This window comes from Salinibacterium sp. ZJ450, assembly GCF_011751885.2.
GTDB lineage: Bacteria > Actinomycetota > Actinomycetes > Actinomycetales > Microbacteriaceae > Ruicaihuangia.
On sequence record NZ_CP061771.1, the window covers coordinates 1,500,620 to 1,514,096 of the forward strand.

Annotated in this window: 12 protein-coding genes; 8 read left to right on the forward strand and 4 right to left on the reverse strand. The window is 67.3% G+C overall.

Translation table 11 applies throughout. The features are described from left to right. Positions 1 to 37: 37 nt before the first annotated feature. Together HCT51_RS07120 and HCT51_RS07125 are read left to right on the forward strand one after the other, a co-directional pair. Positions 38 to 727 (forward strand): lysophospholipid acyltransferase family protein, encoded by a 690-nt coding sequence (locus HCT51_RS07120; RefSeq protein ID WP_166872479.1) that lies wholly within the window; start codon positions 38 to 40, stop codon positions 725 to 727. Between the two features lie 83 nt (positions 728 to 810). Then, positions 811 to 2,181, forward strand: coding sequence for a class II 3-deoxy-7-phosphoheptulonate synthase (locus HCT51_RS07125; protein ID WP_166872476.1), 1,371 nt, complete (start codon positions 811 to 813; stop codon positions 2,179 to 2,181). On the opposite strand, the gene HCT51_RS07130 is transcribed toward HCT51_RS07125, so the two are convergent. The 3 genes from HCT51_RS07130 to HCT51_RS07140 form a co-directional block, all read right to left on the reverse strand. Continuing rightward, positions 2,178 to 3,710: an MFS transporter gene (locus tag HCT51_RS07130; RefSeq protein ID WP_166872473.1), complete on the reverse strand. Its 1,533-nt coding sequence runs from the start codon at positions 3,708 to 3,710 to the stop codon at positions 2,178 to 2,180. The genes HCT51_RS07125 and HCT51_RS07130 overlap by 4 nt on opposite strands. Before the next feature lie 22 nt (positions 3,711 to 3,732). Continuing rightward, complete coding sequence (pknB, locus tag HCT51_RS07135; protein WP_166872470.1) at positions 3,733 to 5,661, reverse strand: Stk1 family PASTA domain-containing Ser/Thr kinase; 1,929 nt, start codon at positions 5,659 to 5,661, stop codon at positions 3,733 to 3,735. Between the two features lie 66 nt (positions 5,662 to 5,727). Next, entirely contained in the window at positions 5,728 to 7,074 is a 1,347-nt protein-coding gene (locus HCT51_RS07140; RefSeq protein WP_224760721.1) for a muramidase family protein, read from the reverse strand. 178 nt (positions 7,075 to 7,252) lie between these two features. On the opposite strand from HCT51_RS07140, the gene HCT51_RS07145 reads away from it, so the two are divergent. After that, on the forward strand, positions 7,253 to 7,594 hold the full coding sequence (locus tag HCT51_RS07145; RefSeq protein WP_166872467.1) for an Rv2175c family DNA-binding protein: 342 nt from the start codon (positions 7,253 to 7,255) through the stop codon (positions 7,592 to 7,594). A 35-nt stretch (positions 7,595 to 7,629) separates the two neighbouring features. Here HCT51_RS07145 and HCT51_RS07150 read toward each other — a convergent pair whose 3' ends face one another. Next, positions 7,630 to 8,751, reverse strand: coding sequence for a polyprenyl synthetase family protein (locus HCT51_RS07150; RefSeq protein WP_166872463.1), 1,122 nt, complete (start codon positions 8,749 to 8,751; stop codon positions 7,630 to 7,632). Between the two features lie 80 nt (positions 8,752 to 8,831). Here HCT51_RS07150 and HCT51_RS07155 point away from each other — a divergent pair, with 80 nt between their 5' ends. The 5 genes from HCT51_RS07155 (at position 8,832) to HCT51_RS07175 (ending at position 13,473) form a co-directional block, all read left to right on the forward strand. Beyond that, on the forward strand, positions 8,832 to 9,206 hold the full coding sequence (locus tag HCT51_RS07155) for a DUF3040 domain-containing protein (RefSeq protein ID WP_166872460.1): 375 nt from the start codon (positions 8,832 to 8,834) through the stop codon (positions 9,204 to 9,206). A 274-nt stretch (positions 9,207 to 9,480) separates the two neighbouring features. Further along, positions 9,481 to 9,912 carry a division/cell wall cluster transcriptional repressor MraZ gene (gene mraZ / locus HCT51_RS07160; protein ID WP_166872457.1) on the forward strand — a complete coding sequence of 144 codons (432 nt, stop codon included), beginning with the start codon at positions 9,481 to 9,483 and terminating at the stop codon, positions 9,910 to 9,912. 103 nt (positions 9,913 to 10,015) lie between these two features. Continuing rightward, positions 10,016 to 10,966, forward strand: a complete 951-nt coding sequence (gene rsmH, locus HCT51_RS07165) for a 16S rRNA (cytosine(1402)-N(4))-methyltransferase RsmH (protein ID WP_166872454.1) — start codon at positions 10,016 to 10,018, stop codon at positions 10,964 to 10,966. Continuing rightward, the gene (ftsL, locus tag HCT51_RS07170; protein WP_166872451.1) at positions 10,963 to 11,658 is read left to right on the forward strand and encodes a cell division protein FtsL; all 696 of its coding nucleotides are present in this window, start codon (positions 10,963 to 10,965) and stop codon (positions 11,656 to 11,658) included. The genes rsmH and ftsL overlap by 4 nt, the downstream gene beginning before the upstream one ends. 48 nt (positions 11,659 to 11,706) lie before the next feature. After that, positions 11,707 to 13,473 carry a peptidoglycan D,D-transpeptidase FtsI family protein gene (locus HCT51_RS07175; RefSeq protein ID WP_224760722.1) on the forward strand — a complete coding sequence of 589 codons (1,767 nt, stop codon included), beginning with the start codon at positions 11,707 to 11,709 and terminating at the stop codon, positions 13,471 to 13,473. Positions 13,474 to 13,477: the final 4 nt, after the last annotated feature.

Consider the following 13,477-nt stretch of genomic DNA (forward strand, 5'->3'; position numbering starts at 1 on the left):
CGCGTTAGAGTGTTCGAGATCGGTCGGAAGGTAACCCATGTTTTATTGGTTCATGAAGAACCTCGTGGTCGGACCTCTTCTTCTGACCGTTTTCCGGCCCTGGATCACCGGCGCCGAGCGCATCCCCAAGTCTGGTCCGGTGATCTTCGCGAGCAACCACCTGTCGTTCATTGACTCGGTGTTCCTGCCGCTGGTGCTCGACCGTCGCATCTCGTTCCTTGCCAAGAGCGATTACTTCACCGGGCGCGGGCTGAAGGGCTGGGCGACCCGACTGTTCTTCACCGCCACCGGTCAGCTCTCCATCGACCGATCCGGTGGCAAGGCCTCCGAGGCGGCGCTCAACACCGGACTCAGCGTGCTGGCCAAGGGTGAGCAGCTGGGCATCTACCCCGAGGGCACGCGAAGCCCGGATGGCAGCATGTATCGCGGCCGCACCGGTGTTGCCCGGATGATCCTCGAGGGTCACGTGAAGGTGATCCCTGTGGCGATGATCGACACAGACAAGGTGATGCCGATCGGCACCAAGATGCCCAAGGTGCGCCGCATCGGTGTGGTGTTCGGCGAGCCGCTGGACTTCTCCCGCTACGAGGGCCTCGAGGGCGACCGGTTCATCCTGCGCTCGGTGACCGATGAGATCATGCACGAGCTGCGCAAGCTCAGCGGCCAACCGTATGTCGATGTCTACGCGTCATCCGTCAAGGAACGCGCCTCCAGCGCCCGACGCTGACGGATTTCACCCCCAACTCGCTCGGCTAGGCTGGCTGCGGGCGTGTCACGCCCGCATCCCATTCCGATCTGAAGGAAACACCCGTGGTACATCTGTCCGAACCAATAGTCATTGCCGATCCCGACGTGGTCTCCGGTCTCGACTATTGGCGGACCCTGCCGGTGAAACAGCAGCCACAGTGGCCAGACCCGGATGCGGTCGGCGCGGCATCCGCCGAGATCGCGACCCTCCCGCCGCTGGTTTTCGCCGGTGAAGTGGATGTGCTGCGCTCTCGCATCGCGCAGGCGGCGCGTGGCGAGGCGTTCCTGCTGCAGGGCGGCGACTGCGCCGAGACCTTCGCCGGAGCGACGGCAGACCAGATCCGCGACAGGGTGAAGACGATCCTGCAGATGGCCGTCGTGCTCACCTACGGTGCCTCGATGCCGGTCATCAAGATGGGTCGCATGGCGGGGCAGTTCGCCAAACCCCGCTCCAGCGACACCGAGACCCGCGGCGGCGTCACCCTGCCGGCCTACCGCGGCGACATCGTCAACGGCTACGACTTCACCCCGGAGTCGCGGATGGCAGACCCGAATCGGCTGGTGCAGGGTTACCACACCGCCGCGTCGACGCTGAACCTGATTCGCGCGTTCACCCAGGGCGGCTTCGCCGACCTGCGCCAGGTGCACAGCTGGAACAAGGGTTTCGCCGAGAACCCGGCCAACCGCCGTTACGAGGGTCTTGCCGGTGAGATCGACCGTGCCGTCAAGTTCATGGAGGCGGCAGGCGCCGACTTCGACGAGCTGAGGCGGGTGGAGTTCTACTCCAGCCACGAGGGCCTGCTGATGGACTACGAGCGCCCGATGACCCGGATTGACTCTCGCACCGGCACGCCGTACAACACGTCGGCCCACTTCCTCTGGATCGGGGAGCGCACCCGCGAGCTGGACGGCGCGCACATCGACTTCTTCTCGCGACTGCGGAACCCGATCGGGGTCAAGCTCGGCCCGAGCGCGACCGCCGAGACGATGAAGCAGCTGGTGGACAAGCTCGACCCGAACCGTGAACCCGGGCGGCTCACCTTCATCACCCGCATGGGCGCCGGGCAGATTCGCGATGCCCTGCCGCCGCTGCTCGAGGCGTCGAAGGAGCTGGAGTCCACCCCGCTGTGGATCACCGACCCGATGCACGGCAACGGTTTTACCACGCCGACCGGCTACAAGACCCGCCGCTTCGATGACGTGGTCGACGAGGTGAAGGGCTTCTTCGAGGCCCACCGCGCCGTCGGCACCCATCCCGGCGGCATCCACGTGGAGCTCACCGGCGACGACGTCACCGAGTGCCTCGGCGGGTCTGAGCAGATCGATGAGGCCACCCTGGCCACCCGGTACGAGTCGCTCTGCGACCCGCGCCTGAACCACATGCAGTCGCTCGAGCTGGCGTTCCTGGTGGCCGAAGAGCTCTCCGCCCGCTAGCCCGCGCTCTGCACAGGGGTGGTCCCGGTCTGTACCGGGACCATTCCTGTGTGCACCGGGATGCTCGCGGTGTGCTCGTACTGCCGTTCCCGTCGCGGGATGAACAGGGCGAGCAGCACGCCGGACAGCGCCACCCCGGCGGCCACGAAGAAGATCGTGTGGAACGCCTGTGCGGTGGGCAGCGGCCCATCCGCGCCCGGCATGGTCTGCGTGGCGAGGATGATGCCGATCAGGGTGGCGGATGTCGTGGACCCCAGTGTGCGCATCACCGAGTTCAGGCCGTTCGCCGCGGCCGTCTCGGTTGGTGGCACCGAGTGCATGATCAGCGTGGGCAGCGCCGAGTACGCGAAGCCGGTGCCGGCGCCGACGATCGTCGACAGCAGCAGCACCTGCCATACCTCGTTCATCAGCAGGAAGCCCAGCCCGAACGCGCAGGCGATGATCGCACTACCGAGGATCAGACTGACGCGCGGTCCCTTCGTCGCCGACAGGCGCGCGGCCAGTGGCGAGACCAGGAACATCACCAAGCCGCCCGGCATCAGGCAAAGACTGGTGGTGATGAGCGACTGACCGAGGCCCACCCCACCGGTGGTGGGGGACTCGAGCAGCACGGGCAACGCCGCAGAGGTGACGAAGAAGGCGAAACCCACCGAGATCGACGCGAGGTTGGTGAACAGCACCGGCCGCCTGGCCGTGACCCGCAGGTCGACGAGCGGGTCGGTGCGCCGCAGCTCGTAGAAGCCCCAGAGCACCAGGACCACGACCCCGCCGATCAGGATGCTGAGCGTCACCGGGCTGGTCCAGCCCCACTCCGTGCCCTTGGACACCGCCAGCAGCACCGCGGTCAGACCGATTGCCAGCCCGACCGCTCCCGCGTAGTCGAAACTGCCGCCGGTGCGCAGGGTGCTGACCGGGATGATGCTGAGCACCAGCACGAAGCTGCCGGCACCGAGCAGCGCGGCCAGCCAGAACAGCAGGTGCCAGTCGAAATTCTGCGCGATCACCGCGGCCAGCGGCAGCCCCACCGCGCCGCCCACTCCAAGGGTGGCACTGACCAGCGCCACCGCCCCCGCCAGGTTCTTCGGGTGGATCACATCACGCAGCACGCTGATGCCGAGGGCGATCACGCCGAGCGAGATTCCCTGCAGGATGCGGCCGATCAGCATCGGAATCAGCGTGACGGACAGCGCAGAGATCAGCGACCCCATCACCAGGATGCCGAGCAGCACCAGCACCATCCGGCGTTTGCCGTACATGTCGCCGAGGCGCCCGCTGATCGGGGTGGAGATCGCGGCGGCAAGCAACGTGGAGCTGAGCACCCACTGGGCATCGGCCGAGGTGGTGTCGAGCAGCTCAGGCAGGTGCGGGATGACCGGCACCACCAGGGTCTGCATGAACGCGGCGACGAGACCGGCCGCCGCCAGCACGGCGATCATGGCCCGATCGCTGGGGCGGCGGGTCAGCCTGCGCCGTTCGGCGTCGGTCAGCACGGATGTCGACGGCGCGAGCTCAGGCGATGACGCGGACATGCGAATGAGTCGGTCTCCTGGGTCAGTCGAACGGGTTGACGAAACGCACAGACACCGTCGAGCCCTTGTCGACGGAGTCGCCGCCTGGTGGGTCGGTGCCCTCCACCTCGAAGCCGCCCGGCAGCGCGTCGGCGATCCGGTTGTAGCTCAGCTCGAATCCGGCGTCCTGCAAGACCTTGCGCGCCTCGCCCCAGGTCATTCCGACGACGTTCGGGACCTTCACCTGCGGCAGGCCGCTGGAGGTGATCAGGGTGAGCTCGCTGCCGGGGGTAACCGGGGCGTCATTCCGGGGCTGGGCGCGGATGACCAGGTCGCGGTCGATCGACTCGCTGGCCTCGGTGCCGCCGACCGTCGCGGTGAGCTCGACGGCGGCCAGGGTGGCGATGGCCTCGTCGACCGACTGGCCGGAGACATCCGGAATCGGTCCCTTCGAGACGACCAGGGTGATCGGCTGCAGCTCGCCGTACTCGGGATTGGCGGCGATGCTCGCCCCGTCGGCGCCGAGCACGTCGAGCACCTGACCTGCCGCCGAATCGGTGAACTGGTATGTCGACCCTGCGTAGGTGAACTCGCCGTCGATCTCGGCCTTGGCGTCCTCCTCCATCGTGCCGACCAGGGCGGGCAACGGCATCGGCTTGGGGCCGGTGGACAGCAACAGGGTCACCGCGCTACCGCGGTTCAGGGTGGCACCCACCTCAGGGGTTGACCCGGCGACGAGGCCGACGGCAACGGTGGGGGAGTCGATTGATCCGGATGGCTCGGCCACCTCGAGCCCCAGCTCAGTGAGCGCCTGGGTGGCCTCCTCCGGTGAAACGTTCAGGATGGAATCCGGCACTCTCACCTGCGAACCGGGGCCGGCACCGAAGTACCAGCCGGCGCCGCCCGCGACAGCGGCGAGCAGCAGCACAACAGCGAACAGCCACCAGCCCTTCTTGCGACGCTTGCGCGATGACACCGCGAGGGTTGAGGCGCTGTCGGTCGCCACCGGGCCGGTGGGCTGACGCGTGGTCTGGCCGATCACCTGGGTCTCGGCATCCGGGTTCGCCGCGACGAGCGGGGCAAGCACCAGGGTCTTTTGGGTGGCGGTGGCGCCGGTGGGCAGCGCGGACTGCAGCGACTGTGCCGTATCGCGCACCTGCTCGAGCATCTCCCGGGCGTCGCGCGGGCGCTCCTCCGGGTCGCGGGCGGTGGCCCAGAGCACGATCTCGTCGAGTTCGGCGGGTACCTTCGGGTTCTTCGAACTCGGCGACGGAACAGAGTCGTTGGCGTGCTGGTAGGCGATCTGCATCGGCTGCTCACCCTTGAACGGCTGCTCGCCGGTGAGCATCTCGTACAGCATGATGCCGACCGCGTAGATGTCGCTGCGGGTGTCTGCCACGCCCCGGGTCACCAGTTCGGGCGACAAGTAGGCGATAGTGCCGAGCAGCGCCGCGCCGGTGGCGGTGTTATTGCTGGCCGCTCGGGCAAGGCCGAAGTCGCCGATCTTGATGCGGCCGTCGTCGGCGAGCAGCACGTTCTCGGGCTTCAGGTCGCGGTGCACGATGCCGGCCTTGTGCGCCGCGGCAAGACCGGAGAGCACCGCCTCCATGATGTCCATGGTCTGCTCTGAGGTGAGGCTGCCGTACTCGTCGAGCAGGTCACGCAGGGTGATGCCCGGCAGGTACTCCATCACCAGGTATGCCGAGTCGCTGTCCTGGCCCTGGTCGAACACGTTCACCACGTTGGGGTGCGCCAGGCGGGCGGCCGAGCGGGCCTCCTGGATGAAGCGTTCCTTGAACTGGGTGTCGTCGGCGAGGTGCGGGTGCATGATCTTCACCGCCACTAGCCGATCCAGACGCAGATCGGTGGCGAGGTAGACGGTGGCCATTCCGCCGCGCGCAATGCGTGATCGAACCTGATATCTGCCGTCGATAAGACGGCCAATCATCGGGTCGGTCAGATTCGTGCTCACTCGTCGAGTCTAGGGTCGGCCACCTGATGATTCCGGCAACAACGCCGGTGGCCCTCCAGAGTTGTGTCAGCGCAGATCGGCGAACCAGGCACGGGCGCTGGTTTCCCACTTCGCGTACGCGTCGGGGAACGCCGAGATCTGAACCGCCTGCGCAGCCTGCGTCAGCGTCATCGACTGCCAGCCCGGGATCTCGAGCAGACCGCGGGTCACGCCGAAGTTCGGGTTAGAGTCGCCGCCGTAGAACAACCGGGCGGAGTGGGTGGGGTTCATGATCTGCTCTGGCGTGCCCCAGCCCGCGCTCGGGCGCTGCTGGAACAGTCCGAGCGAGTCGCGGTCGCCGTAGTTGAGGTTGCGCAGGCTGGATTCCTGCATAGCGGTAGCGAGAGCGATCACGATGCCGGCATCCGGAACGCCCAGGTCCTGGCCGACCCGCACGATGGTGCGGGCGTTCGTGCGCATCTCTTCGGACAGCTTGGTCACGGTGGTGCCGGTCTGAGTCGGGCTGGACGGGACCGCGGCCGGCGTTGCGCCCGGGATCACGAGCGAGCGGCCCGCGTAGATGATGCTGGAGGGGGAGAGGTTGTTGGCGCGCAGCAGCGACGACAGGCTCACCCCAAACTTCTTCGCGATGGACGAGATGGTGTCGCCCGAGCGGATCACGTGGCTGCCAGCGGTGGCCGCCGGGGTCTTCTGCACGCTGGACACGGTCTGTATGGCGAGGGCCTGCCCGGGGATGGCGAGGGTCTGGCCTGGGTAGATGATGCTCGACCAGCTGAGGCCGTTTGCGCTGAGGACCGCCTGCGTCGACACGCCGAAGCTCGACGCGATGCGGCCGATCGTGTCGCCCTGCTTGATGGTGTAGCGGTCAGAGGTCGACGGGGCGGGTGTCGCAGCCACCGGTGCAGCTACCGCCCCGCCGCTCGCGAGCTTCAGCACCTGGCCGGGGAAGATCACCGACTTCCACCCGAGACCATTCATCGCCAGAACGGATGCCGTCGACAGGCCGTACCGGCCGGCGATCGAGGAGACCGTGTCACCGGCGGCCACCTTGTATGTGGACGGAGCGACAGCGGCGGTGGCGAACGCGCCGGTGCTGATGGATGCCGGCTTCACCGCGGCCCCCGCCGAGACGATGGCCTGCTTGATCTGCTTGCCCAGCTGGCTGGCGCTCGTTTTCACGCTGTCCACGCGCGGTTGGATCTCGGCCTCGGTGACGGGTGCCGTCATGTTCATCGACACGGCCACGCTTCCGGCGAGCACGATCGGCACGGTGTTCAGCAGGCTGCGCGTGCGCTTGACCTGCTCACGAGACCGGTCGGCGGGCAGCTGGGTGGGGGCGAGTCCGGCGAACACGCGATGCGCGTTCGTGGGTGATTCGTCTTGCGGTGTCGCACTGTCGAAACTCTGCGTCATCAGCTTCCCCGTCTTACTCCCGGCCCCGAGATCGCCGCCATCAAGGGGATGGCGACTGATTCACGCTGTCACAGATAAGTAGGCAAGTCAATTAGTGTGGCCAGAGTTAAACGGGTTTACCTGTTCGTAACATGCGGGGACTGTGGGGCAGGTGCCGCTGTCGTGGCAGGCTTAGAGCGTGACTGATCTCCCCACCACGTCTACCTGGCTGACCATTCCTGAACTCGTCGAGGTGCTCGGTGTCTCGCAGAGCCGCGTGCGCCGCCTCATCGAGGAACACTCCCTGCTCGCCGTGCGCGTCGACGGTGTGCTGAAGGTTCCCGCCCAATTCATCGTCGACAACGAGCCGCTCAGCGAGCTGCGCGGAACCCTGATCGTGCTCGCGGACGCCGGCTTCACCGACGAAGAAGCCATGCAGTGGCTGCTGGCCGACGAAGCGAGCCTGGGCACGGCACCGATCGACGCGCTGCTCGCCGGGCGTAAGGCCGAGGTGCGTCGCGTGGCCCAGGCGCTGGGCTGATGCTCCGGCGCCTCCGTCGTTAGGCGCCTCGGTCCTTAGGCGTCTCGGCGGCTGACCGTCTCGGCGAGTTCGCCGAGCATGCGGCGTGCCGCCCGGGACAGGGGCGCGTCGACGAGCACCTCCGTGGCCGCCCGCACGTTCTGACCGATCACTCGCTCCACCCGATCCACGGCGCCGCTCTCGCGGATCGCCGTCTGCAGCATGGTGATCTGCTCGGCGTCCAGATCGGGATCGCCGAGCAGCTCGTCAAGGGTGTTCCGCATGCCTGACGGAAGATGCGGACGGGCCAGGGCGATCAGCACGGTGCGCTTGCCCTCGCGCAGATCATCGCCAGAGGGCTTGCCGGTCACCGTCGCGTCGCCGAACACCCCGAGCAGGTCATCGCGCAACTGGTAGGCGATGCCGAGCGGAAGCCCGAACGCGCGGAGGGACGCCAGCTGATCGGCGCTCGCGCCCGCCAGCGCCCCACCGATCGTCAGCGGCGATTCGATGCTGTACTTCGCCGTCTTGTAGGTGATCACGCGCTCGGCCCGCTCAAGGTGCTCGGTGTCGGGGTGCGTGCGCCAGGCCTTCTCCTCGAGGATGTCGAGGTACTGCCCGACCGTCACCTCGGTGCGCATCCGGCTGAACTCCGCGCGGGCGGCTATCGCCGCATCCCGGCTGGCCAGCGTCGCGAGGCCGGAGTCGAGCAATTCGTCGCTCCAGCCGAGCAGCAGGTCGCCGAGCAGCAGCGCCCCCGACTGTCCGAAGGCCTGGTGCGGGCCCAGCCACTGGCCATCGCGGTGGAGCGCCTCGAATCGGCGGTGCGCCGCGGGGAGCCCACGCCGGGTGTCCGAGTTGTCCATGATGTCGTCGTGAACCAGGGCCGCGGCATGGAACATCTCCAGGGCAGTCGCGGCCAGCACGACAGAGGGGAGGTCGGCGTGCCCGGCGGAGTCGTGCAGCGGGTCGAAGTCGGCGTCCACCCCGGTGACGGACTGCCAACCCCAGTAGCAGAACAAGGCACGGAATCGCTTGCCGCCGCGCAGCAGCTCCCGGGCGAAGGAGGTGAAAGGCTGAAGTTCTGAGGCGATTTCGGCCAGGTGGTCGGCGCGATCATCGAGAAACCGGTCAAGTTCAGCCTGCACCAGATCAACTAACCGCGTACTCTCAGCCATTCGCCTAGCCTAGCCGCGCGGGCACGCATACAATTGAGAGTCATACATGCGTCCAACCCGAGCCTCAAAGGGGGTACGAGATGCCACTATCTGAGCAGGAGCAGCGGCTCCTTGACGAGATGGAGCGCAGCCTCTATCAGAACGATGCCGATTTCGTGGCGACGGTCGGCGGTCGACGAGGGAAGCCGAACTACACGGTTCTCGTCGTCGGAGTGCTGCTCGCCCTGCTGGGCATCGGGGTTCTCGTCACGGGTGTCATAGTTCAGCAACCGCTGGTGGGCGTGCTCGGTTTCGTCGTGATGTTCGCCGGTGTGCTGACCATCTTCTCGCCGCCCCGACGCGGGCTGGCCCCGGAAGACGCCGCCGCTCCTGGCGCGAAGAAGCGCAAGGGTAGCGGATCGTTTATGGACAATCTCAATGCCAGGTGGGATCGCCGCAACGACGACCACGGGTAACCGCTCCATCAGGCACTCCACCCTCCTCCACTGAGGCCTTCTACCGGAGGAGCGGGTGAAACAAAACAAGGGTCGACCTTCGGGTCGGCCTTTTTTTGTGCCTCCGCTCGGCACGACTACTCCATTTCCCTCCACCACCAATTGCCCCGTAATCTGGGGGATCGCGCCGGAAAAATCGGACATTATTGCTCGAAAACCTTGAATGTGTGGTTGAAAGTGGAGTAATGTGGAGTGCACCTGAACCGGGGGGCCACACAGTGGGGGGAGAGCGCTCGTGTTTCTTGGCACATACGCCCCCAAACTCGACGAGAAAGGGCGCATCATCCTGCCGGCCAAATTCCGCGATGAACTGAGCGCCGGCGTGGTGCTCACTCGCGGTCAGGAACGCTGCGTCTACGTGTTCAGCAACCGCGGATTCGAGGAACAGCACGACCGCATCCGCCAGGCCCCGCTCACCAGCAAGGTGGCCCGCGACTATTTGCGCCTGTTCCTGTCCGGCGCCAGCGATGAGGTGCCAGACAAGCAGAACCGGGTGACCATCCCCGCCAACCTCCGTGAGTACGCCGGCCTCGACCGCGATCTCACCGTCATCGGTGCGGGCAACCGCGCCGAGATCTGGGCGACCGACGCATGGAACGCCTACTACCAGGAAAAGGAAGAAGCCTTCTCGAACACGGAAGAGGAGGTGATTCCGGGACTCTTCTAGCGCCTGGCCGCTGACTCCCAGCCGTTCGCAACGCCCTGACACACTTCCCCGGTGTCAGGTCGGAATGGATGGGGATCAGTGATCAGGAGCCCACCCGGTACTCATGAGCAACGACATCCACACCCCGGTCAAACTAGACCGCACCATCGAACTGCTCGCCCCGGCGATCGACAAGCCCGGCGCCGTCGCCATCGACGCGACCCTCGGCATGGGCGGTCACACCGAAGCGCTGCTCACCCGCTTCCCGGAACTGACCGTGATCGGTCTGGACCGCGACCTGGAGGCCCTCGCCATCGCGGGGGAGCGGCTTGCCCCGTTCGGCGAGAGGGCCCGCCTGGTGCACACGGTGTACGACCGCATCGACGAGGCGCTCGACTCCGTCGGCGTCGACACCGTGTCCGGCATCCTCTTCGACCTCGGGGTCTCGTCACTGCAGCTGGACCGCACGGAACGCGGCTTCGCATACTCGAAGGACGCCCCGCTGGACATGCGGATGGACTCCACCTCCGAGCTCACCGCCGAACGGGTGCTCGCCGAGTACAGCGAGGCGGAACTCCGCCGCATCTTCTACGAGTACGGCGAAGAGAAGCTGAGCCCCCGGTTCGCCAAGAAGATCGTGGAACGCCGCGCCGAGCAGCCCTTCACCCGGTCCGCCGACCTCGTCGACGTGATCGCCAGGGCGACGCCGGCGGCGCTGCAGCGCGCCGGGCACCCGGCCAAGCGGGTCTTCCAGGCGCTGCGCATCGAGGTGAACCAGGAACTGTCGGTGCTGCAGCGGGCCATCCCGGCGGCGCTCGACGCGCTCGAACCCGGCGGCCGCATCGTGGTGCTGGCCTACCAGTCGCTCGAGGACCGCATCGTCAAACGTGCCCTGCAGGCGCGCTCAACCTCGACGGCTCCGGCCGGACTGCCGGTGGAACTGCCGGAGCACCGACCAGAGTTCCGGCTGCTCGTGCGAGGCGCCGAACTCGCCAGTGAAGAAGAAAAGGCCGCGAACCCGCGCGCCACACCCGTCCGGCTGCGCGCCGCAACCCGAATCGTGAGGCCCGAATGAACAGCAATCTGGCCTACGCGCTGCCCGACCGGCACCCGCAGCCGAGCGAGACGCCCACCCGCCGCATCGAGGTGGCGCCGACCCGGCAGCAGCGTCGCGCGCGGCCGCGCACCGTTTACGCCCTGGTGACCATCGCCGGCGTCTTCGCCATCCTGATCGCGCAACTGCTGATCAGCATCGTGTTGAGCGACGGCGCCTACCAGATCTCCGCGCTGCAGACCGAACAGAAGGAACTCGGACGCACCGCCGGAACGCTGACCGAACAGCTCGACGTGCTCAACTCCCCGCAGCACCTCGCCGCCAGCGCCGAATCACTCGGCATGGTGAGCAACGCGAACCCCGCCTTCCTGCGCCTCGCCGACGGCGCCGTGCTCGGCACGCCGACCCCGGCCACCGCGGCGGGCGGCAGTGTGATCGGAGCCGGCGGCAGCCTGCTGGTGGCGAACTCCCTGCTCGAGGGCGTCGACCTCGCCGGCCAGGGCCTGCCGGGCGCGGTAGCCCCCGGCACCGCAGCCCCCGGCACCCCGGTGGCAGCGCAGGCGCCCGCGGCCGGACCGTGGATCACCAGCACCCCCGCCGCGAGCTCACCCGCGGCTGGCGCGCCTGCCACGGCACCCGGCACCGGCTCGGTAGCGTCAACCCCGACCACAGCGTCGGCCCCGACCACGCTGCCCGCTCCGACCACGCGCTAGGAGCACAGCGCCACCGCAGCCCCGCACGCAGACCGAAGGAACGACTCCGTGAATCCACCGCGCAGCTCTCGGGTCCGAGCGTCGATCACCCTGATCGCCATCTTCGCCCTGGTCGCGGTGTTCATGGTGCGGCTCGTCGACATCCAGGTCGTGCGGGCCGAGGAACTGAACGAACAATCCGAGGGCAAACGGTCGGTAGGAGTCACCACCTACGCGTCCCGCGGCGACATCCTCGACAGCAACGGGGTCGCCCTCGCCGACAGCGTGATGCGCTACGACGTGACCGCATCGCCGCAGAACATGGGCGACGTCATCCGCAAACTCGAGGACAACACCCGCGTCACCGTGCCGCTGCTCGACGTGGTGAAGGAGATCGCCGAGACGCTCGGCACGGATGTCGCGGCGCTGCAGGCCGCCGTGCAGAACCAGCTCGCCACCGACCCCGACGCCAACTTCATGTACATCCAGAAGGGCATCACCGCCGAGCAGATGGCGGCGGTGCGGGCTCTGAAGGTGCCGTGGCTCTACTACGAGAACCGCCCGAGCCGCACCTATCCGAACGGGCAGGTCGCCGGCAACGTGGTCGGCTGGATCGGCACCGACGGACCGCAGGCCGGGCTGGAATTTAGCGAGAACGACTGCCTCGAAGCCACCAACGGGTCGCAGACCTACGAGCGCGGCATGGACGGCGTGCAGATCCCCGGGAGCACCGTGACCTCCAAGCAGGCGATCGACGGCGGCACCCTGCAGCTCACCATCGACCTCGACCTGCAGTGGTTCACCCAGCAGCGCATCAGCGAGCAGGCGCAGGCGATCGGCGCCGACTGGGCCACCGCGGTGGTAGTGCGGGTCAGCGACGGCCATGTGATGGCCCTCGCCGACTACCCGGCCGTCGACCCCAACAACGTCGACGCCTCCAACGTAATCGACCTCGGATCGCGCGCGTTCTCCACCCCGTACGAGCCGGGGTCGACCTTCAAGGCAATGTCAGCCGCCATGCTGATCGACGCGGGGCTCGCCGACGTTGACACCAAGGTCAGCGTGCCCGGCGCCCTGGAACTCTCCTCCGGCGACGTGATCAGCGACGCCTTCGCACACCCCACGATGCAGTGGACCACCGCCGGCATCATCCAGCAGTCCTCGAACATCGGAATCTCGATGCTGAGTGAACGGATGAGCGACTCGGCGCGCTACGACTACCTGAAGAAGTTCGGCCTGGGCAGCCGCACCGAGGTGGGCTTCAACGGCGAATCCGGGGGCATCCTGGCGCACGGCGACGACTGGGGGGTCACCCAGTCGGCCAACATCTCGTTCGGGCAGGGTGTCTCCGCGACATCCGCTCAGATCGCCAGCATTTTCCAGACGCTCGGCAACAACGGAGAGCGGATGCCGCTGACCCTGGTCGCCAGCTGCACCGCGCCGGATGGCACCGTCACCGAGCCCGCCGGTGAGCCCACGCACGTGGTCTCCGAGTACGCGGCGGACAGCGCGGTGAACATGATGGAGACGGTGGTCACCGGCGGATCGCTGCGCAACCAGTTGCAGATTCCCGGCTACCGGGTGGCGGCGAAGTCCGGAACGGCGGAGGTGGCCGAGGGCGGGGTCTACACCAACGATCGCGTGGTTTCGCTCGCCGGACTCGCCCCGGCAGAGGACCCACAGTTCGCCGTGGTGGTGACCTACGGCAAGCCCGATACGATTAAGACGTCGGCCGCCGCGGCGCCGACCTTCCGCAAGATCATGACCCAGGTACTCACGATGTACCGGGTTCCCCCGTCGACAGAACCCGCACCCAATCTGCCGACAACCTGGTAAGAAA

Coding starts and splice junctions, on each gene's coding strand:
- HCT51_RS07120 (WP_166872479.1), top strand. CDS start 38: ATGTTTTATTGGTTCATGAAGAACCTCGTGGTCGGACCTCTTCTTCTG.
- HCT51_RS07130 (WP_166872473.1), bottom strand. CDS start 3,710: ATGTCCGCGTCATCGCCTGAGCTCGCGCCGTCGACATCCGTGCTGACC.
- HCT51_RS07140 (WP_224760721.1), bottom strand. CDS start 7,074: ATGACGCAGAGTTTCGACAGTGCGACACCGCAAGACGAATCACCCACG.
- HCT51_RS07150 (WP_166872463.1), bottom strand. CDS start 8,751: ATGGCTGAGAGTACGCGGTTAGTTGATCTGGTGCAGGCTGAACTTGAC.
- HCT51_RS07155 (WP_166872460.1), top strand. CDS start 8,832: ATGCCACTATCTGAGCAGGAGCAGCGGCTCCTTGACGAGATGGAGCGC.
- rsmH (WP_166872454.1), top strand. CDS start 10,016: ATGAGCAACGACATCCACACCCCGGTCAAACTAGACCGCACCATCGAA.
- ftsL (WP_166872451.1), top strand. CDS start 10,963: ATGAACAGCAATCTGGCCTACGCGCTGCCCGACCGGCACCCGCAGCCG.